This window comes from Massilia sp., assembly GCF_032106685.1.
Taxonomy (GTDB): Bacteria; Pseudomonadota; Gammaproteobacteria; order Burkholderiales; family Burkholderiaceae_D; genus Telluria.
The window spans coordinates 63,680-83,776 of the sequence record NZ_DAMCPG010000016.1 but is presented as its reverse complement, the minus strand read 5'-3'; the positions used below and the strand labels follow the sequence as shown (position 1 = coordinate 83,776).

Genomic DNA, 20,097 nt, shown 5'->3' with positions numbered 1-20,097 from the left:
AAGTTCAGGCCTGCCCAGCCCGATCATCCCGCCACGCCATCTTCGCCGCCTCGCTGATCACCGACCGCACCAGCTCCGGCTCGGAAAACTGCGGAAAGTGTCCGCTCGCCTTCGCCATCACCTGCTTGCCCAGCGGAGACAGCTTCACCAGGGCCTTCTGGTGCCGCGCCCGCGCCTCGCGCTGCGCGGCCGGGGTGGCCCAGCGCAGCGGATGGCTTTCGCCGGTGACGACGTACAGGGGAATCGGCGGAAACGGCGGCGCCGCTTCCAGCTCGGCCAGGGTCTGGTCGACGTAACGGGTTTCGGCCAGCGGATGGGCCGGCATGAGTCGCTCGCCCAGCGCCTTCAGCCCGCGCTGCAACGCGCTCTCGTGCCGCGGCAGCACGCGCAGGTCGTCCGGGCTGGTCGCTTCCAGCAGCACGACGGCGCCGACTTCTTCCGGGTACAGGCGCGCGAACAGGTTCACGACCAGTCCACCGAAGGAATGACCGACCAGCACGTAGGGCCGCGGTACGCCGGCGGCTTCCAGCACGTCGCGCAAGGCTTCGACCATTTCGTCGGCGGTCTGGGCGCGTAGCGGCTTGCTGCTGGCGCCGATGCCAGGGCGGTTGTGGGCGAAGGTGTAGTGCTCGCCGGCCAGTGCGGCAAAGATCTTGAACCACGCGTCGACCGGGCCGCCCGTGCCATTCACCAGCACGATGGCGGGACTGCCGCTGCCGGCCATGACGTACTCGACGGTCTCGCCGGAGACGTCGATGGTCATCTTCATGGGCAGGACGACCGGACGCACTGGCCTATTTCACCTTCTCTTCGAGTTCCTTGTCCTGGCGCTGGCGCTCCTTGATCTCGCGTTCGCGCGCGTCGATCACGGACTGGTCGTAGAAGGAAACGTCGCCCGCCTTGCGCGCGAGGTTGAGCTGGTCCACCGCCGCCGGCAGGGCGCCCGCCAGCACGTAGGATTCGGCCAGCGCCATGTGCTGCAAGGCGATCTTGCCCTGCTGCGAATAGGCTTTCGCCAGCAGGTCGTGGAGCTTCGGATCCTCGCGGTACTGGCGCACCTGGTCGCGCAGGTAACGCGTCGCATCGTCGTACTTGCCGGCGGAGATCATGGCATCCGCGTACTGGCGCGCCAGCGCGCGCGACAGCGGATAGCGGTTGACGGCCTGCTCGGCATCCCTCAAGGCCTGTTGCGCGACTTCCTTCGGTTGAACCGGCGCCAGCTTGATTTCGAGATCGAGCCCGGCGAACATGGCGCCGCCATCGCTGGCTGGCGCCGCCGAAAATACACCCTCCCGCGGCTGCATGCTGGCGCGCGCCTTGTCGAGCCAGCTGCGCGCGGCCGCCAGGTCGCCCTGCTTCAGCGCCAGGAAAGAAAGACCATACTGGGCCGCGACCTGTTGCTGGCGCTGCGGCTGGGTCAGCTGGGATTCGAAGGTGATGCGGGTATCGCGCAGGCCGGTTGTGCTGCCGTCCTGCAGCACGCGGGCGCGCGCCTTGGCGAGGTGAAACTCGATCGCATCGGCACGCTGGCGCAACGGGGTCTCACGGATGCGCGACTGGATGTCGGCAATGCGCTCGCCGGTCAGCGGGTGGCTGCTGAGGAAGGCCGGCAGTTCTCCGTAGACCTTGTTCGCGCTTTGCAGGCGCTTGAAGAAGGCGACCATGCCCGAGGTGTCGTAGCCGCCGGCGCTCATGATCTGGAAGCCGATGCGGTCGGCCTCGCGCTCGGCGTCGCGGCTGAAGCTGAGCTGGCGGTCCACCGCCAGGCCCTGCCCGCCCATCAGCACGCCCATGGCGGCATCCGGATTGGCTTTCGCGGCCAGCGCCGCCAGGATCATCGCGGCCAGCGGCAGCAGCGCATCCTGCTTCTGCTGGCCGATCATGCGCGCGATGTGGCGCTGCGACACGTGGCCGATCTCGTGCGACATCACCGAGGCCAGTTCGGACTCGGTCTGGGCCGCGATCAACAGGCCCGAGTGGATGCCGATGAAGCCGCCGGGCAGCGCAAAGGCGTTCAGCACCGGGTCACGCACGGCGAAAAAGCCGAAGTCGGCGCCGGTCTCGCCGCGTGCGCCAGGGACGGCATCGACCAGGTCGCCGCCGAAATGGTTCAGGTAATCGAGGATCTGGTCGTCGTCGAGGTAGTCGCGGTCGCGCCGGATGTGGCGCATGATTTCCTCGCCGAGCTTGCGCTCGGTGATCGGCGACAGGTCTTCGCGCGCGGTGTCGCCCAGGGTGGGCAGGCGCGAGGAAGCGGCAACGTTCAGGGATTGCCCGGCCGCCGAGCCACAGGCGAAACCGGTCGCGGCCGACACGAACAGGACGGCCAGCGAACGGCGCCAGCGGGCGGATGCGGGCGGCAACGCAGGATGGGTCATCGGTTTCACGGTGCTATGATAACCGCATCCGCACCCGCTTTGCCGCGGACCGAAACACTTTCTTACCCAGCCATACAGACAGACAATGACCGATCCGAACCCGACCGCCGCCTCCCCGCTCACCCATTTCGACGCCAGCGGCCAGGCCCACATGGTCGACGTCGGCGCCAAGAACGAGACCCACCGCATCGCGGTGGCCGCCGGCACCATCCGCATGCAGCCCGCAACCCTGGCGCTGATCCAGTCGGGCAACGCCAAGAAAGGCGACGTGCTCGGCATCGCCCGCATCGCCGCCATCATGGGCGCGAAGCGCACCAGCGACCTGGTGCCGCTGTGCCATCCGCTGGCCATCACCCGCGTCGCGGTCGACTTCGAAGTGGACGCGGCAGCCAACAGCGTGCACTGCCGTGCGCAGGTCGAGACGATTGGCAAGACCGGTGTCGAGATGGAGGCGCTGACCGCCGTGCAGGTGGGCTTGCTGACGATTTACGACATGTGCAAGGCGGCCGACCGGAGGATGGTGATGACCAATGTGCGGGTGCTGGAAAAGCACGGCGGCAAATCGGGCGACTGGACGGCGGCGATATAGTCGGCGTCCGGCCAGCCGCGCCAGGCCCTTCATGAGCAAGGAATCATCTTTGCCCCAGGCAAGGTAGTCAAGGGCTTGAAGCCGGCTGCGTCAGCTGCAGAGGCTTGGCCGACCGGAATGTCAAAGATTCCGATGCGGCCATCCGGAACACCGCATACCGTCGGGGCGGGCTGGCCATCGTTGCCGCACTCGGCAGACTGGACCTGGACCTTGGCCGCTGTCAGCTGCGCTTGCAGGGCTGCAAGCGAGACGCCGCCGCCTCTGCACTGCAGCGAATCCATCGATTTGAACACTTTGATGCCGGCAAGTCTGGTATCGGCGCCCTCCCCGCCGCCACCGCAAGCGGTCAACGACGCCACAACTGCCAATACCGGAAGCAACATTCGCATATCAACGTCCTTTTCAGCGATCGTGACGGCGTGATCGTCGTCCGCTCCGAGTATGGACGAGCATTACATATATGCCAAGTACCAAGTATCAACGTACCCGATCGGCATGGACGTGGCGGCGCGGGCAGGTTTCATCTTGCGGGCTGCATACTCTCCATCCATACCTGCGTCAGTGCATGCCCCATCATGCCGACCACCTTGCCGTTGGCATCGGCGAAGCGCTCCATCGACTGGCGCTGGACTACCATGGCGTTCTTCGCCAGCGCGTCGGCGCAGGATTGCGATGCGCTGATGAAGGCGCGCAGCATCTGCTCCTGGATGACGGCCGCGGAACTGAACAGCAATTGTTGTGTATTCGCTCGCATGGCTTCGCCATAGACACCGGCGGCATTCGACCACAGTGTCAGGAAGGGCGCCGGGATGGCCGGGAATGCCGTGTGCGGGCTTGCGCTCATCGTCAACATGATGCTGTTCTCCTGGTGAGTGACCGGACTGGACAGGTTGCCGCATCGTGCGGCGCGCCACCGAGTCTACGCTTCGTTCAAGGTGCCGTCACCGGTACGGCGAAGCGGCACAACGCCGCGCAACCTCGCCAGGCGCCACGCACGCGCAAGCCCGGACGGCGAGGTCCCCTGCGTGTTTTTGCGCGACATGTCCCACCAGATGTATCCCCATGTTAAATTGCTGGTTTGTCCACGGCACACCTGTGCCTGCGCACAATAAAAACACCCGAGACACTGCTTGAAGAGGAACGAATGAAATTACGCTTGATGATGCTGGGCGCTGCCGTTGCCGCCTCCAGCGCCGTGGCCGCGCCGCGCGGCTTCACGGTGGAAGACCTGGTGAACCTGGAACGCGTCGGCAGCCCGGCCCTGGCGCCGGACGCCAGCCGCGTCGTCTACACCGTGCGCAGCACCGACATGGACAAGAACCGCGGCCACACCAAGCTGTGGATGGTCGACCTGCGCGACGCCAAGGCGGCGCCAAAAGTCTTCGTTTCCCACGACAGCAGCAGTACCGATCCCGAATGGTCGCCCAAGGGTGACGCCGTCTACTTCCTGTCGAGCCGCTCGGGCAGCGCCCAGGTCTGGCGCCAGCCGGTCGGCGGCGGCGCGCCGGTGCAGGTGACGAATTTGCCGCTGGACGTCGACAACTTCCGCGTTTCCCCTACCGGCGACCGTATCGCGCTGAGCATGGCCGTGTTCCGCGACTGCGCCGACCTGGCCTGCACCAAGCAGCGCATGGACGCGCAAGCCAAGAACAAGGCGACCGGCCGCGTGTATGACCGCCTGTTCGTGCGCCACTGGGATACCTGGGCCGACGGCCGCAACGCGGTGCTGTTCTCGGCCTCGCTGAACGACAAGGGCGTGGTGGCCGGCGAGCCGGTCAGCCTGTCCGGCTCGCTCGACGGCGACGTGCCCTCGAAACCTTTTGGGGACCGCGAGGAATACCGCTTCAGCCCGGACGGCAAGACCGTCGTCTTCTCGGCCCGCATCGCCGGCAAGACCGAGGCCTGGTCGACCAACTTCGACGTCTACGCGGTCCCGGCCGCCGGCGGCGCCGCGCCGCGCAACCTGACCGCGGACAATCCTGCCTGGGACACCAAGGCCGTGTTCTCGCCGGACGGCAAGATGCTGGCCTACCTGGCGATGGCGCGTCCCGGCTTCGAGGCCGACCGCTACCAGATCATGCTGATGGACGTGGCGACCGGCCAGAAGCGCAAGCTCGCCGCGGACTGGGACCGCTCGGCCGGCGGCCTGCAATGGACCGTCGACGGCAAAGCGCTCATCGTGGACGCCGAGGACATCGGCCAGCACCGCCTGTTCAGCATCGACGTGGCCAGCGGCAAGGTCACCGGCCTGACCGACAAGGGTGCGATCGGCGGCTTCGACGTGCGCCGCGACACCGTCGCCTTCACGCAAGCTTCGCTGAACTCGCCGGCCCAGCTGTATTCGATGAAGCTGGGCAGCGCCAAGCCGGTGCAGCTGACCGCGAACAACGCCGACAAGCTGGCCGACGTGCGCTTCGGCGACTTCGAGCAGTTCTCGTTCAAGGGCGCGAACGGCGACACCGTCCATGGCTACGTGATGAAACCGTGGAACGCCACCCCGGGCGCGAAGTACCCGATCGCCTTCCTGGTGCATGGCGGTCCGCAGGGCAGCTTCGGCAACGGCTGGAGCTACCGCTGGAATCCGCAGGTGTACGCCGGCGCCGGCTATGCCACCGTGTTCATCGACTTCCACGGCTCGACCGGCTATGGCCAGAAGTTCACGGATTCGATCAGCGGCGACTGGGGCGGCAAGCCGCTCGAGGACCTGCAAAAAGGCCTGGCGGCGGCGGTGCAGAAATTCCCCTGGCTCGATCGCGAGCGCAGCTGCGCGCTGGGCGCCTCCTACGGCGGCTACATGATGAACTGGATCGAGGGCAACTGGTCGGACGGTTTCAAGTGCATCGTCAACCACGACGGCGTGTTCGACACCCGCGGCATGGCCTACTCGACCGAAGAGCAGTGGTTCACCGACTGGGAAAGCGGCGGCCCCTACTTCACGGTGCCGGAGAATCACGAACGCTTCAATCCGGTCCACCACGTGAACAAGTGGAAGACGCCGATGCTGGTGATCCAGGGCGACCTCGATTTCCGCATCCCCACTGCCCAGGCGCTGTCGACCTTCACGGCGCTGCAGCGCAAGGGCATCGAGAGCAAGCTGCTTGTCTTCCCGGACGAAAACCACTGGGTACTGAAGCCGGCCAACTCGGTGCTCTGGCACCACACGGTGATCGGCTGGCTCGACCAGCACCTGAAGCGCTGAGTCCGTCTCGGCCTGCCGACAAAGCCCGCTGCCCAGCGGGCTTTTTTGTTGCCTGTGACAATCGGCGGTTTTTCCTCGGCATGACCGCTGGTATCATGCTCGTCTTTGCTGGCCGGTCGGTCAGCTATCCGGAAGATCACCATGCATGGCGGCCAGGCGCACGAACTGAAACCCGAGGACTACGATTTCGAGACCATGAACCTGCAGGTCGGCACGCGCCTGCAGTTCATCACGCATCGCCGCGTCAAGCCGGTCCAGCATTTCTCGAGCCTGATCGGCTACGTGAAGGACGAGTACATCATCTTCAAGATTCCGATGGAAAACGGGGCGCCGATCGCGCTGACCGAAGGCGAGCGCCTGACGATCCGCGTGTTCTCGGGCGTGAAGGTGTGCTCGTTCGCCTGCACCGTCGAGCGCGTGTTCGCGCGGCCGCTGTTCTACGTCCACGTCTCGTTCCCGAAATCGGTGCAAGGCACCAGCCTGCGCACGGCGATGCGGGTCAAGGTCGACCTGCCGGCCCAGCTCGCCGGCAACGGCGGCAGCCAGGCCTGCAACATCGTCAACCTGTCGGTGACGGGCGCCCTGATCGAATCGAAACGCCGCCTGCCGCAGGACGACGACACCTTGACGCTGCAGTTCGTCCTGAAGGCGCCGCCGGACGACCAGGAGGTAAAAGTCAACACGCGCGCGTCGATCCGCAACGTCAACGTGGTGCAGGCAGGGGATGGCGAGGTGTTCACCTACGGGGTGCAGTTCATCGAGCTCGATCCGGTGCACTACACGCTGTTGCAGAACATGACGTATGAGGCGTTGTTGGCGGATCGACAGAAGATTGTGTGAGGCGCGGCTTCGCTGCTTGCCTTGTTTCTGCCAGTGTACAAAAAGCAAAAAGACCGCCGAGGCGGTCTTTTTGTTTGGGTCATTTTTTAGGCAACCAGAGGTTTTCCTAAAAAACTATCCCATTAGTCGGTGCCACCTGCCGGGGCTTCTGCGGCCTTGTCGCAACCGGTCGGGAGGAACTTGTCGTCGGCGAAACCGGTAGCGACGCAGCTGTATTCGCCTTTGTCCGAACGGAACAGAGCGATCGAGGCGCCGGTTGCCGGGACCTTGGCCAGGCGGCCCGCATCCTTGATGGCGCAGGTGATCACGGCGGCGGTGCTGTCCGGGGTGACGGTCGGAGCGGCGACGGTGAAGCCGGAGCAGTTGCCGGTTTCGCTCGGCAGGCCAGTGGCTTCTTTGTAGTCATCCGGATCCGTGGTCTTGCCTTCGACGACAGCCATCTCGTAGCCGGTCTTGCCGCCGGTGACGTCAGCGTAAGCAGCAGCTGCCTTCGACTTGGCGATGTAATCCTGGTAGGCTGGGATGGCAACAGCGGCCAGGATGCCGATGATGGCGACAACGATCATCAGTTCGATCAGGGTGAAGCCGGCTTGTGCTTTCTTAGCGATTTTCATGGTGTATCTCTCCAGGGTCAGTAGTCGGTTGGTATTGCATTATTTGGTGCCACGTTTCATCTATTGCAAACGCCGTGCCAGCCCTTCCCCCTGGGAAATCATTGGTTTCTTTGAAACAAAAGCGACAATTTACGGCAGAGCAGGCTCAAGGCATGACAAATTTTGTCAGTACATTAGCAATTTCTGTCGAGCAAGACGCGTTTGCGCAAGAATTGTCACCCGGGTTCATGCCAGCCCGACCGCCGGCATGATGCCGCAAGACTTCTCGGTCACGGCTGAGCTGACGCAATAAAAAAGGGAAGCCCGCAGGCTTCCCTCTTCGCGACAAGAATCGTCAGGAATTACAGCATGGCCTTCAGCAGGCGCGCCATTTCCGACGGGTTCTTGGTGGTCTTGATGCCGCACTCTTCCATGATGTCCAGCTTGGCTTGCGCGGTGTCGTCGCCGCCCGAGATCAGCGCGCCGGCGTGGCCCATGCGCTTGCCCGGAGGCGCGGTGACACCGGCGATGAAGCCGACGACCGGCTTCTTCATGTTGTCCTTGATCCAGCGCGCTGCGTTGGCTTCGTCAGGACCGCCGATCTCGCCGATCATGATGACTGCATCGGTGTCCGGATCGTCGTTGAACATCTTCATCACGTCGATGTGCTTCAGACCGTTGATCGGGTCGCCGCCGATGCCGACTGCCGACGACTGGCCCAGGCCCAGCGCGGTCAGCTGGCCGACTGCTTCATAGGTCAGGGTGCCCGAGCGCGAAACGACGCCGATGCGGCCCTTCTTGTGGATGTGGCCCGGCATGATGCCGATCTTGATTTCGTCCGGGGTGATCAGGCCTGGGCAGTTCGGGCCCAGCAGCAGGGTCTTGGAGCCTGCCTTGGCCATGCGGTCCTTGATTTCCATCATGTCACGGACCGGGATGCCTTCGGTGATGCAGATCGCCAGTTCCAGTTCGGCTTCGACGGCTTCCCAGATGGCGGCGGCGGCGCCTGCCGGCGGAACGTAGATGACCGACACGGTCGCGCCGGTTTCGGATTTCGCTTCCTTGACCGATGCGTAGATCGGGATGCCTTCGAAGTCTTCGCCGGCTTTCTTCGGGTTCACGCCAGCAACGAAGGCTTCACGGCCGTTCGCGTAGTCGCGGCACATACGGGTATGGAACTGACCGGTCTTGCCGGTGATACCCTGGGTGATGACTTTTGTATCTTTGTTGATCAGGATCGACATTTGTTTATTCCTTCGAATTAGGCTTTACCAGCGGCAGCGGCGACAACAGCCTTGGCTGCATCTTCCATCGTATCGGCCGAGATGATCGGCAGGCCCGAGTCGGCCAGCATCTTCTTGCCCAGGTCTTCGTTGGTGCCCTTCATGCGCACGACCAGCGGCACTTGCAGCGACACGGCCTTCGATGCGGTGATGACGCCTTCTGCGATCACGTCGCAGCGCATGATGCCGCCGAAGATGTTGACCAGGATGGCTTTCAGGCCCGGGTTCTTCAGCATGATCTTGAAGGCTTCGGTGACCTTCTCGGCGGTTGCGCCGCCGCCGACGTCCAGGAAGTTGGCCGGCTCGCCGCCGAACAGCTTGATGGTGTCCATGGTGGCCATGGCCAGGCCGGCGCCGTTCACCAGGCAGCCGATGTTGCCGTCCAGCGAGATGTAGGCCAGGTCGAACTTCGAGGCTTCGACTTCGGCCGGATCTTCTTCGTCCAGGTCGCGGTAGGCGACGATTTCCGGGTGACGGAACAGGGCGTTGGCGTCGAAGTTGAACTTCGCGTCCAGGGCGATGACCTTGCCCGAGCCGGTCAGGATCAGCGGGTTGATTTCAGCCAGCGAAGCGTCGGTTTCCCAGTATGCCTTGTACAGGCCTTGCAGGTTGGCGCGCGCGTCGGCGATCGAGCCTTCCGGCACGCCGATCTTGGCGGCGATGTCGTCGGCTTGCGCGTCGGTCAGGCCGATGGCCGGATCGATGGCGATCGAGTGGATCTTTTCCGGGTTGCTGTGCGCGACTTCTTCGATGTCCATGCCGCCTTCCGACGAGGCCATCAGCACGACCTTCTGGGTGACGCGGTCGGTGACCAGCGACACGTACAGTTCCTTCTTGATGTCCGCGCCTTCTTCGATCAGCAGGCGGCGCACTTTCTGGCCTTCCGGACCGGTCTGGTGGGTCACGAGCTGCATGCCCATGATCTGGTCGGCGTATTCCTTGACCTGTTCCAGCGACTTGGCAACCTTGACGCCGCCGCCCTTGCCGCGGCCGCCAGCATGGATCTGGGCCTTGACGACCCAGACCGGGCCGCCCAGCTCTTCAGCCGCCTTGACGGCGTCTTCCACCGACATGCACGGAATGCCGCGCGGTACCGTCACCCCGAACTTTCGGAGGATTTCTTTGCCCTGATACTCATGGATTTTCATGCTGGCTTCCCTTCTTCTGTTACTGATATGGATAGTTAATTGGAAAACTTCGACATCGGAGTTTAACCCGGTACGGCCTTGATCGCCCAACGAGGGTAATACCGTGCCACGGCGGGACCGTCAGCGCGCAGCGCGTGGCAACGGTCGATTTCGTAAGGACGCTCAGCGTCGCCTTGGGCGGCATTGCGCGTCTCGAACGCATCATCGGCGAAGGCCTGGATTGCCGCGGTGGGCAGGACCTGCGCCAGTTCAGTCAAATGGGTGCAGCCGAGCACGCCTGAGAGGCGGTCTTTCAGGTGCAACCGGAAATGCTTGGCGAGCGACAGGCCGATCAGCTTCTTGTAAGCGGGACCGATGGTGTCGCAATAGCCGGGATACGGCACCGAGTCGGACGCGGCTTCGGCGTCGACGATCTCGAGGTCGCGATTGATGGTGATGCGCAGGCTCAGGTCATGCACGGCGGTGCCGGCAGGACGAACGCCGGAGGCGAGCGCGATGTCCTGTGCCTTGATGTCGCGGATGCGCGCGTCGAGGTCCCACAGGCCATCGTCGCGCGCGTACGCTTCGACGGTAATGGCGCGCGTGTGCCGGAGCTGGCGCGAAGCGGGAGAAGACAGAGGCATAGAAAACGGTGCCGACAGGGCGGCGGTCAAATGTATACAGCCGGTGTGCTGATGCACGTTGCCGCAGCTTCTGCGGCAACAACCGCTCATGCGGCGCTGCTTAAACCGTGAAAGTTTAGCACAGGCCGATAGCGGTTGCACTGCAACATGGCCCATTGACCACGCCGCCGACCGGGGAATATCGAAACAGTGGCAAGCCTGCCAATGTTGCCAGTAGAGAGTCGAGAAATGCCACAGCGGCGGATCGATTCAGGAAACGTCGTTGCGGAAGAAGCAGTTGATGCCCTCGCCGTCGAGGCAGATCTGGGCGTCGCGGTCGATGGTGGTCGACCAGGTGCCCTCGCCCGCCTCGGGCTCGGTGCCGCGCCAGACGACGCCGGAAAACGACACCGACAGGGCCTGGCCGACTTCTTCGTGCCAGGAGCCGCGGATCTCGTCGGTATTGCGGCCCGGGCCGCTGGTTTGCAGGACGTAGTCGCCGCCGGGGCGCACGTCCAGCACGATGGACATGTCGGCGGTGCTGAGAATATAGACGCCGGCGGGGCTGGTGGGCGCCTGGGTGCAGCCGATCAGGCCGGCAGCCAGTCCTAGTGCGAGCAACGCTTTCATCTTGTTCCCTTCTCGATCGCTCGGGTAGCCGCGGCAGGCGCCGCCTACTAAAGCGGCGAGGCCTGCGGCCTGGAGTACGGTATGCGTGGCCTCGGATATCAAGCGCCAGCGCGCAGCGCCATCCGTCGTTGAGGAATATGCAGAGCATATCGGCGAATGGCGCTCCGCGCTGGCGCCTGCGGGGCGTTTGGCCCGGTTTGGCCCGGTTTGGCCCAGGAGGCTTACCGGACGCTGCAAAGTCAAAAATCGTCGTCGTCCGGCGCGCCCTTGAGCGCCTCGCGCACGGCGCGCTGGGAAAAGCCGCGCGCCATCAGGAAGCGCATCTGCTTGGCGCGCTCGGGCGCGTCCCGGGCAACGGTGCCGAACTTGCGGCGCCAGACTGCGACGGCGCGCGCGGTTTCGCTCTCGGCCAGTTCGGACTTGAGCTCGGCGAGCGCTTCGCCGTTCACGCCGTGGCTCTGCAACTCGGCCACGACGCGGCTGTTGCCGTAGCGGGAAGCTTTTCGGTGAATCAGCGATTCGGCGAAACGCTCCTGCGACAGCCAATTGTTCTTTTCGAGGAAATCGAGGAGGGCTTCGACGTCGTCGCCCTCCTCCGCATGGCGCGCCAGCTTGCGGCCCAGCTCGAGCCGGCTGTGCTCCCTCATGGAGAGGAAGCGCAGGGCCCGGGCCTTCAGGCTCAAGGGTGGCGCGGGCATGGTGCTGCTATCAGAATAGTCAAAGCGCAGTCAAAGCACGCTCATGCTTATTCCGAAACGGCTTTCAGCTTCGGCGTGTCGTCGCCGTCGGCAGCGACCGGCGGCAGTTCGCGCACACCCAGCGCCGCGCGGACCTTGTTCTCGATCTCGCGTGCCAGTGCCGGACGGTCCTTCAGGAACTGACGGGCGTTGTCCTTGCCCTGGCCGATGCGTTCGCCGTTGTAGCTGTACCAGGAACCCGACTTCTCGACGATCTTGTTGTCGGCGCCCAGGTCCAGGATTTCGCCTTCGCGCGAGGTGCCTTCTCCGTACAGGATGTCGAAGTGGGCTTCCTTGAACGGTGGCGCGATCTTGTTCTTGACGACCTTGACCTTGGTTTCGTTACCGATCACCTCGTCGCCGGACTTGATCGAGCCGGTACGGCGGATGTCCATGCGCACGGAGGCGTAGAACTTCAGCGCGTTACCGCCGGTCGTGGTTTCCGGGCTGCCGAACATGACGCCGATCTTCATGCGGATCTGGTTGATGAAGATGACCAGCGTGTTGGTGCGGTTGATCGAGCCGGTCAGCTTGCGCAGGGCCTGCGACATCAGGCGGGCTTGCAGGCCCGGCAGCGAGTCGCCCATGTCGCCTTCGATCTCGGCGCGCGGAGTCAGTGCCGCCACCGAGTCGATGACCACCAGGTCGACCGAACCCGAACGCACCAGGGCGTCGGTGATTTCCAGTGCCTGCTCGCCGGTGTCCGGCTGCGAGATCAGCAGCTCGTCGAGCTTGATGCCCAGCTTTTGCGCATAGGTGACGTCGAGCGCGTGCTCGGCGTCGATGAATGCGCAGGTGCCACCGAGCTTTTGCATCTGGGCGATGGTCTGCAGGGTCAGCGTGGTCTTGCCCGACGATTCCGGACCGTAGATTTCCACGATACGGCCGCGCGGCAGGCCGCCGACGCCGAGGGCGATGTCCAGGCCCAGCGAGCCGGTGGACACGGTTTGCACCTCCTCGACCGGCGCATTCGCGTCCATGCGCATGACCGAACCCTTGCCGAATTGCTTTTCGATTTGCGCGAGGGCGGCAGCCAGCGCCTTGCCTTTTTCGGAGGCATTTACTGCGGATTTTTTGTCGTCCATAATTTTCTTTCAGTCTCGGAGGTAACCAAGGTGTGGGCGCCGTCGCGCAATTCAATACCTAGTACTGTATAAAAATCCAGTGGTTTTGGCAAGCGCTATATCATCCCAGTGTATGAGAAAGCTCGCATTGTTGCGCTAAATCAAACACAATAAAGGCCGCAGCGAGGTTTAATCAACAACGAGGTGGAACATGCGAATTTTACTTGCGGAAGATGATAGCGTACTCGCGGACGGCCTGACGCGCTCGCTGCGCCAGTCCGGCTATGCGATCGACTGCGTGCGCAACGGCGCCGATGCCGATACCGCCCTCTCGACCCAGGAGTTCGACCTCCTGATCCTGGACCTCGGTTTGCCGAAAATGTCCGGCCTCGAAGTGCTGCGCCGCCTGCGCGCCCGCTCTTCCCTGCTGCCGGTGCTGATCCTCACCGCGGCCGACTCGGTCGAGCAGCGCGTCGAGGGACTCGACCTCGGCGCCGACGACTACATGGCCAAGCCCTTCGCGCTGTCCGAGCTGGAAGCGCGGGTGCGCGCGCTCACCCGCCGCGGCGCCGGCGGCGGCCCGGCCGTGATCCGCCACGGCCCGCTCTCGTACGACCAGGTCGGGCGCAGCGCCTACATCAACGAGCAGATGCTCGACCTGTCGGCGCGCGAACTCGGCCTGCTCGAGATCCTGCTGGCGCGCACCGGGCGCCTGGTGTCGAAGGAGCAGCTGGTCGACCACCTGTGCGAATGGGGCGAAGAGGTGTCGAACAACGCCATCGAGGTCTACGTGCACCGGCTGCGCAAGAAGATCGAGGTCGGCGGCGTGCGCATCGCCACCGTGCGCGGGCTCGGCTACTGCCTGGAGAAGTTCTCGGACGCTGCCCGGGCCGGCCACGCCGGCGCGAGCGGCGCAACGAGTTCACCCCCTGAACAGGCCGCCGAGCACAAGTGAACGACCGCGACGCCGGCCTGGTGCCGCCCGACAGCGATTTTCCCGCTGGCGTGCCCGAGCCGCTGTACGTCCCGCCTAATCCCGAGCCCGAGGAGAGCATCCAGCATTCGCTGTTCGGCGAAATCCTCGACTGGATGCTGGCGCCGCTGCTGCTGCTGTGGCCGATGAGCATCGCCATCACTTACCTGGTGGCGAAGTCGATCGCCAACCAGCCCTTCGACCACGCGCTGGAAGACCGGGTCACGGTTCTGGCCCAGCAGGTGCGCGAGGTCGACGGCGCGATCGCCAGCCGCCTGCCCGGCAGCGCGCGCGACATCCTGCGCGCCGACGACGTCGACAGCGTGTATTTCCAGGTCCTCGACGCGCGCGGCGCCTACGTCGACGGCGACCGCGAGCTGCCGCGCCCACGCCCGCCCGACGAGGACCGCGAGGGCGACAAGGACGGCGCCGTGCACTTCCGCAACGACGCCGTGCACGGCACCCCGGTCCGCGTGGCCTACCTCTATGTGAATCTCGATCCCCTGCACAGCGCCGACGCTTCCACGCCGCTCGATCCGCCGCCGCCGCGCAAGGCCCTGGTGCAAGTCGCCGAAACGCTGGACAAGCGGGCCCTGCTGGCCAACGAGATCATCAAGGGCGTGATCTTGCCCCAGTTCATCATCCTGCCGATCATCCTGGCCCTGGTCTGGTTCGCGCTCTCGCGCGGGCTGTCGCCGCTGGCCGAGCTGCAGGAAAGGATCCGCGCGCGCTCCTCGGACGATTTGTCGCCCATCGATTCGCGCCAGGTGCCCGAGGAAATTTCTCCGCTGGTCGGCTCGCTCAACGACATGCTCGGGCGCCTGGCCCAGACCATCGACATGCAGAAGCGCTTCATCGCCGACGCCGCGCACCAGATGAAGACGCCGCTGGCCGGCATGCGCATGCAGTCCGAACTGGCCCTGCGCCAGCTCGACCCGGACGAGATCCACCGCTCGCTCGAGCAACTGGCGAAGAGCTCGGAGTCCGCCACCCGCCTGGTGAACCAGCTGCTGGCCCTGGCCCGCGCGGAAAACCAGCCGCATGCCGGCCTGGCCTTCGAGGATCTGGAGCTGGGGGCGCTGGCGCGCGCCGTGGTGCAGGACTGGGTGCAGGCCTCGTTCGCCCACGACATCGACCTCGGCTACGAGCCGCACGACGAGCCGGTGAACATCGCCGGCAATGCCCTGATGCTGCGCGAACTGCTGTCGAACCTGATCGACAACGCGCTGCGCTACACGCCGGCCGGCGGCAGCGTCACCGTGCGCGTGCGGCGCGACGGCGAACACGCCCTGCTGGAGGTCGAGGACACCGGCCCCGGCATCGCGCCCGCCGAGCGCGCCCACGTGTTCGAGCGCTTCTACCGCATCCTCGGCTCGAGCGCGAGCGGCAGCGGGCTGGGCCTGGCGATCGTGCGCGAGATCGCCCAGCAGCACGGGGCCGAAGTGGACATCTTCTATAACCCGCGCAGCCACTCGAAGAAATATCCGGGCAGCCTGTTCCGGCTGACCTTCCCGCCACCCGTGATCGAATCCGACGATGCCCCCTGAACCCGCGCCCGCTTCCGAACCCCATTCCGATGCCGACATCCGCCGCCAGCGCCGCCTGCTGGCCGCGCGCGCCGCGCACTGGCGCCGGACGCGCCGCCTGACCGCCGTGCTGCTGGCGCTGTGGGTGGTCACCGGATTCTGCACCGTGTTCTTCGCGCGCGAACTGGCGCGCATCACCGTGTTCGGCTGGCCATTGTCGTTCTACATGGCGGCGCAGGGCGCTTCCCTGGTGTGCCTGGCCATCACCGGCGTCTATGCCTGGCGCATGCGCCGCCTCGACGCCGGCTATGCGCGCGCGCTGGAGGGCGGCGCGTGAGCGGCAACAAGCGCTATTTCCGCCGCCTGTCCGGCTACTACGCCTGGTTCTGCGCCTGCTTCGCCGGCTTCCTGCTGGCGCTGACGATGCTCGAGAAGGAGGGCATGCCGCGCCTGTGGATCGGCCACCTGTTCATGTTCGCCACCATCGCGCTGTACGCCACCATCGGCGTGGTCAGCCGCACCTCGAACGTCACCGAATACTACGTGGCCGGACGGCGCGTGCCGGCCCTGTTCAACGGCATGGCCACCGCCGCCGACTGGATCTCGGCGGCCAGCTTCATCAGCCTGGCGGGCGGCCTGTATCTGTATGGCTTCGATGCGCTGGCCTACATCATGGGCTGGACCGGCGGCTATTGCCTGGTCGCGCTGCTGATCGCGCCCTACCTGCGCAAGTTTGCCCAGTACACGATCCCCGACTTCCTGGCGGCGCGCTATGCCGGCGACGCGGGCGGGCGCGGCGGGCCGGTGCGCGCGATCGCGGTCGGCGCCACGATCATCGTCTCCTTCATCTACGTGGTGGCGCAGATCTACGCCGTCGGCCTGATCGCCTCGCGCTTCACCGGCGTCGACTTCTCGGTCGGCATCTTCCTCGGGCTGGCCAGCATCCTGGTCTGCTCCTTCCTGGGCGGCATGCGCGGCATCACCTGGACCCAGGTCGCGCAGTACATCATCATCCTGGTCGCCTTCCTGATCCCGACCATGTGGCTGTCGGCCAAGCATGCCGACAATCCCCTGCCGCAGGTGGCCTACGGTTCGGTGTTGCCGAAGCTGGCCCAGCGCGAAGCCCAGCTGGCGCAAGACCCGCGCGAGGCCGAGGTGCGCGCGCGCTTCCGGCGCGAGGCCGAGGACTACGGGGCGAAACTGGCGGCGCTGCCGGCCTCCTGGGAGCAAGGCCGGCTGGAAGCCCAGCGCCGGCTCGACACGGCGCGCCTGCGCAACGCCTCGTTGGCCGACGTGCGCAATGCCGAACGGGCGCTGGCGGCCTACCCGAAGACGCCGGACGATGCCGAGGGCCTGTGGCGCGAGCAGCGCGCGCGCCTGCTCGCCCGTGCGCGGCCGCCGCAGCCGCACGCCGCCCCCTTCCCCGGCGCCACCGAGGCCGAATCGAACGCGCGCCGGAATAACTTCCTGGCCCTGGTGTTCTGCCTGATGTTCGGCACCGCCGCCCTGCCCCACATCCTGATGCGTTCCTACACCACGCCTTCGGTGCACGAGGCGCGCGGGTCGGTGTTCTGGACCCTGTTCTTCATCCTGCTGATCTACCTGAGCATCCCGGCGCTGGCGGTGCTGGCGAAATACGACATCTATACGAGCCTGGTCGGTTCGGATTTCCGCTCGCTGCCGACCTGGATCTCGTACTGGGCCAACGTCGACAAGGTCAATCCGCTCATCAGCGTCAGCGACATCAACGGCGACGGCCTGGTGCAGCTGGCCGAGATCGCGATCGACGGCGACGTGCTGGTGCTGGCCACGCCGGAGATCGGCGGCCTGCCCTACGTGATCTCGGGGCTGGTCGCGGCCGGCGGCCTGGCCGCCGCGCTCTCCACCGCCGACGGCCTGCTGCTAACGATCTCGAACGCGCTCTCGCACGACGTCTACTACAAGCTGGTCGACCCCGGCGCCTCGACCCAGAAGCGGGTCACGATCTCGAAGCTGCTGCTGCTCGCCGTGGCCTTCATCGCCGCCTACGCCGCCTCGCAGAAGCCGGCCGACATCCTGTCGCTGGTGGGCGCCGCCTTCTCGCTGGCGGCCTCGACCCTATTCCCGGCCCTGGTGCTGGGCGTGTTCTGGAAGCGCGCCAACGGGTCCGGGGCGATTGCCGGCATGATCGTGGGCTTCCTGACCTGCCTCTACTATATGTTCCGCACCAATCCCGCACTGGGCGGTCGGATGGATGCGGCCTGGTTCGATATCGCGTCCATGTCGGCCGGCATTTTCGGCGTACCGGCCGGCATCGCGGCGGTGGTGCTGGTCAGCCTGCTCACCGCACCGCCCAGCCGCGCCAGCAACGGGCTGGTCGACTATATCCGGGCGCCGGAGTAGGCGCGCGCGCCAAGTGCGGTTTCGGCGCAACGGGCGCTACAAAATATCCTGGGTGAATAGCTTTTTTGCATGCACAAATGTTATTCTCAAGAAACAACTATTCTTATTGTTTCCAAAACCAGGAGTTTGGCATGTCGTTTTCCCGAGCCGCACTGGGCCACGCCCTTGTGCTTGCCCTGTCGCTGTACGCTGCGCCGGCTGTCCAGGCGCAAGCCGCCCCGGCCCTGCCGCCGATCGAGCGCTTCTTTTCCGCGCCCGCCTTCACCAGCGGTGTCCTCTCACCCGACGGCCGCTACCTGGCCGCACGCACCAGTACCCCCGGCCAGCCGCGGGCGCTGGCGGTAATCGACCTGCAGGCCAACACCGGCAAGGTCATCGCCTCGCACGCCGACGGCGACATCGGCGACATCCAGTGGGTCAACAGCGAACGCCTGATCTTCGACATCAGCGACAACCACCTGGGCGCCGGCGACCAACGCCACGCGCCAGGCCTGTACGCGGTCAATCGCGACGGCAGCGAACTGGTGCAACTGGCCGACCGCGGCTACGACACCACCACCAGCCGTACCGCCAGGCGCCTGCTGCCCTGGCATACCTATATGCTGGACCAGACCGGCTCGCAGGATTCCGACTACGTCTACGTCCAGAACATGGTGATGAAGACCAGCGCACGCGATGCGCGCGTCGAGTTGCTGCGCCTGAATACGCGCACCGGGAAAACGCAGCCGGTAACCCGGCCGGTCGCGGACGTGACCAGCTGGCTGCTCGACCACAAGGGCGAGCCGCGCCTGGCGATGGGCTTGGTGGAAGACACCACCACCATCCATTACCTCGATCCGGAAACGAAGCAGTGGCGCAAGCTGGCCAGCTACAAGGCCTACGGCAATAACCCGGAGACCATCACGCCGCTCAAGTTCGGGCCGGACGGCACCCTGTACGTCGTTGCCCGCAACAACAAGGACACGAGCGCGGTCCATACCTTCAATTTTGCCACCGGCAAGATCAACCCGGAGCCGCTGCTGAGCACCGCGGGCTACGACTTCGACGGCACGATCCTGACCTCGCCCACCAAGACGCTGGGGATGTTCTTCACGACCGACGCGACCTCGATCGAGTGGTTCGACCCGGAAATGAAGGCGATCCAGCAGACCGTCGACCAGCTGCTGCCGGCAACGGTCAACCTGGTCGCGCCGCCGCCCAAGTACGCGCAAACGCCGTGGCTGCTCGTGACCGCCTACTCCGATGCGATTCCGCTGACCACCTACCTGTACAACCGCGACACCAAGCAGATCAGCAAGGCCGGCGAAACCCGTCCCGGCATCGACCCGACCCTGATGGGACGCCAGCAGCCGCTGCGCTACAAGGCGCGCGACGGGCTCGAGATCCCGGCCCTGCTGACCATGCCGCCGGGAGAAAAGCGCAGCGGCCTGCCGATGGTGGTGCTGGTGCACGGCGGTCCCTGGGTGCGCGGCGCCTCCTGGGGCTGGCATCCGGAGTCGCAGTTCCTGGCCTCGCGCGGCTATGTCGTGCTGGAGCCTGAGTTCCGCGGCAGCACCGGCTTCGGCGCGGCCCACTACAAGGCCGGCTTCAAGCAGTGGGGCCTGGCCATGCAGAACGATATCGCCGACGGCGTGCGCTGGGCGATCGACAAGGGGCTGGTCGATCCGAAGCGCGTCTGCATCGCCGGCGCCAGCTATGGCGGCTACGCGACCCTGATGGGCCTGATCAACGACCCGGACCTGTACAAGTGCGGCGTCGACTGGGTCGGCGTGACCGACATCAACCTGATGTACGGCAGCGCGAACCATACCAGCGACATGTCGGCCGAATGGAGGCGCTACGGCATGCCGGAGATGATCGGCGACCAGGTCAAGGACGCCGCCCAGCTGAAGGCCACCTCGCCGATCGAGCAGGCGGCGCGCATCAAGCAGCCGCTGCTGCTGGCCTACGGCGGCGCCGACATGCGCGTGCCGATCGACCACGGCACCAAGTTCTATTCGGCCGTCAAACGGACCAATCCGAACGTCGAATGGGTCGAGTATCCGGAAGAGGGCCACGGTTTCCGCCTGCCGAAGAACAGCATCGATTTCTGGAGCCGGGTCGAGAAGTTCCTGGACAAGAATATCGGCAAGGGGGCTGCCCAGTAACACACT

General features: G+C 65.3%; 19 protein-coding genes. 8 read left to right on the top strand and 11 right to left on the bottom strand.

The window, feature by feature from the left end:
• Positions 1 to 4 precede the first annotated feature (4 nt).
• Both RT688_RS11475 and RT688_RS11470 read right to left on the bottom strand, forming a co-directional pair.
• The gene (locus tag RT688_RS11475; RefSeq protein WP_313705009.1) at positions 5 to 769 is read right to left on the bottom strand and encodes an alpha/beta fold hydrolase; all 765 of its coding nucleotides are present in this window, start codon (positions 767 to 769) and stop codon (positions 5 to 7) included.
• A 25-nt stretch (positions 770 to 794) separates the two neighbouring features.
• Positions 795 to 2,378, bottom strand: coding sequence for a M48 family metalloprotease (locus RT688_RS11470; RefSeq protein ID WP_313705008.1), 1,584 nt, complete (start codon positions 2,376 to 2,378; stop codon positions 795 to 797).
• Between the two features lie 85 nt (positions 2,379 to 2,463).
• Between RT688_RS11470 and moaC the strand changes: the two genes are divergently transcribed.
• Positions 2,464 to 2,967, top strand: coding sequence for a cyclic pyranopterin monophosphate synthase MoaC (gene moaC / locus RT688_RS11465; RefSeq protein ID WP_313705007.1), 504 nt, complete (start codon positions 2,464 to 2,466; stop codon positions 2,965 to 2,967).
• 29 nt (positions 2,968 to 2,996) lie between these two features.
• On the opposite strand, the gene RT688_RS11460 is transcribed toward moaC, so the two are convergent.
• The gene (locus tag RT688_RS11460; RefSeq protein WP_313705006.1) at positions 2,997 to 3,350 is read right to left on the bottom strand and encodes a hypothetical protein; all 354 of its coding nucleotides are present in this window, start codon (positions 3,348 to 3,350) and stop codon (positions 2,997 to 2,999) included.
• Positions 3,351 to 3,487: 137 nt separating this feature from the next.
• Positions 3,488 to 3,820, bottom strand: coding sequence for a hypothetical protein (locus RT688_RS11455; RefSeq protein ID WP_313705005.1), 333 nt, complete (start codon positions 3,818 to 3,820; stop codon positions 3,488 to 3,490).
• 291 nt (positions 3,821 to 4,111) lie between these two features.
• Here RT688_RS11455 and RT688_RS11450 point away from each other — a divergent pair, with 291 nt between their 5' ends.
• A complete protein-coding gene (locus RT688_RS11450; protein ID WP_313705004.1) occupies positions 4,112 to 6,166 on the top strand; it encodes a S9 family peptidase in 2,055 nt (684 codons plus the stop codon).
• 141 nt (positions 6,167 to 6,307) lie between these two features.
• Entirely contained in the window at positions 6,308 to 7,006 is a 699-nt protein-coding gene (locus tag RT688_RS11445; protein WP_313705003.1) for a flagellar brake protein, read from the top strand.
• 122 nt (positions 7,007 to 7,128) lie between these two features.
• Here RT688_RS11445 and RT688_RS11440 read toward each other — a convergent pair whose 3' ends face one another.
• The 7 genes from RT688_RS11440 to recA all read right to left on the bottom strand — a co-directional run bounded on the left by RT688_RS11440 (position 7,129) and on the right by recA (position 13,084).
• Positions 7,129 to 7,620, bottom strand: coding sequence for a pilin (locus RT688_RS11440; protein ID WP_313705002.1), 492 nt, complete (start codon positions 7,618 to 7,620; stop codon positions 7,129 to 7,131).
• A 341-nt stretch (positions 7,621 to 7,961) separates the two neighbouring features.
• Positions 7,962 to 8,843, bottom strand: a complete 882-nt coding sequence (sucD, locus tag RT688_RS11435) for a succinate--CoA ligase subunit alpha (protein ID WP_313705001.1) — start codon at positions 8,841 to 8,843, stop codon at positions 7,962 to 7,964.
• A gap of 17 nt (positions 8,844 to 8,860) precedes the next feature.
• Positions 8,861 to 10,030, bottom strand: a complete 1,170-nt coding sequence (gene sucC, locus RT688_RS11430; protein ID WP_313705000.1) for an ADP-forming succinate--CoA ligase subunit beta — start codon at positions 10,028 to 10,030, stop codon at positions 8,861 to 8,863.
• Positions 10,031 to 10,092: 62 nt separating this feature from the next.
• A complete protein-coding gene (locus tag RT688_RS11425; RefSeq protein WP_313705023.1) occupies positions 10,093 to 10,653 on the bottom strand; it encodes a DUF2889 domain-containing protein in 561 nt (186 codons plus the stop codon).
• A gap of 249 nt (positions 10,654 to 10,902) precedes the next feature.
• Complete coding sequence (locus RT688_RS11420) at positions 10,903 to 11,262, bottom strand: hypothetical protein (protein ID WP_313704999.1); 360 nt, start codon at positions 11,260 to 11,262, stop codon at positions 10,903 to 10,905.
• 239 nt (positions 11,263 to 11,501) lie between these two features.
• Positions 11,502 to 11,960 (bottom strand): recombination regulator RecX, encoded by a 459-nt coding sequence (recX, locus tag RT688_RS11415; RefSeq protein WP_313704998.1) that lies wholly within the window; start codon positions 11,958 to 11,960, stop codon positions 11,502 to 11,504.
• A gap of 47 nt (positions 11,961 to 12,007) precedes the next feature.
• Positions 12,008 to 13,084 carry a recombinase RecA gene (gene recA, locus RT688_RS11410; protein WP_313704997.1) on the bottom strand — a complete coding sequence of 359 codons (1,077 nt, stop codon included), beginning with the start codon at positions 13,082 to 13,084 and terminating at the stop codon, positions 12,008 to 12,010.
• Between the two features lie 190 nt (positions 13,085 to 13,274).
• On the opposite strand from recA, the gene RT688_RS11405 reads away from it, so the two are divergent.
• The 5 genes from RT688_RS11405 (at position 13,275) to RT688_RS11385 (ending at position 20,091) form a co-directional block, all read left to right on the top strand.
• On the top strand, positions 13,275 to 14,018 hold the full coding sequence (locus RT688_RS11405; protein WP_313704996.1) for a response regulator transcription factor: 744 nt from the start codon (positions 13,275 to 13,277) through the stop codon (positions 14,016 to 14,018).
• Positions 14,015 to 15,583, top strand: a complete 1,569-nt coding sequence (locus RT688_RS11400; RefSeq protein WP_409521908.1) for a sensor histidine kinase — start codon at positions 14,015 to 14,017, stop codon at positions 15,581 to 15,583. Before RT688_RS11405 ends, RT688_RS11400 begins: the two co-directional genes overlap by 4 nt.
• On the top strand, positions 15,573 to 15,899 hold the full coding sequence (locus RT688_RS11395; protein WP_313704995.1) for a DUF4212 domain-containing protein: 327 nt from the start codon (positions 15,573 to 15,575) through the stop codon (positions 15,897 to 15,899). Before RT688_RS11400 ends, RT688_RS11395 begins: the two co-directional genes overlap by 11 nt.
• A complete protein-coding gene (locus tag RT688_RS11390; RefSeq protein ID WP_313704994.1) occupies positions 15,896 to 17,944 on the top strand; it encodes a sodium:solute symporter family protein in 2,049 nt (682 codons plus the stop codon). Before RT688_RS11395 ends, RT688_RS11390 begins: the two co-directional genes overlap by 4 nt.
• A gap of 131 nt (positions 17,945 to 18,075) precedes the next feature.
• Positions 18,076 to 20,091 (top strand): prolyl oligopeptidase family serine peptidase, encoded by a 2,016-nt coding sequence (locus RT688_RS11385; RefSeq protein WP_313704993.1) that lies wholly within the window; start codon positions 18,076 to 18,078, stop codon positions 20,089 to 20,091.
• Positions 20,092 to 20,097: the final 6 nt, after the last annotated feature.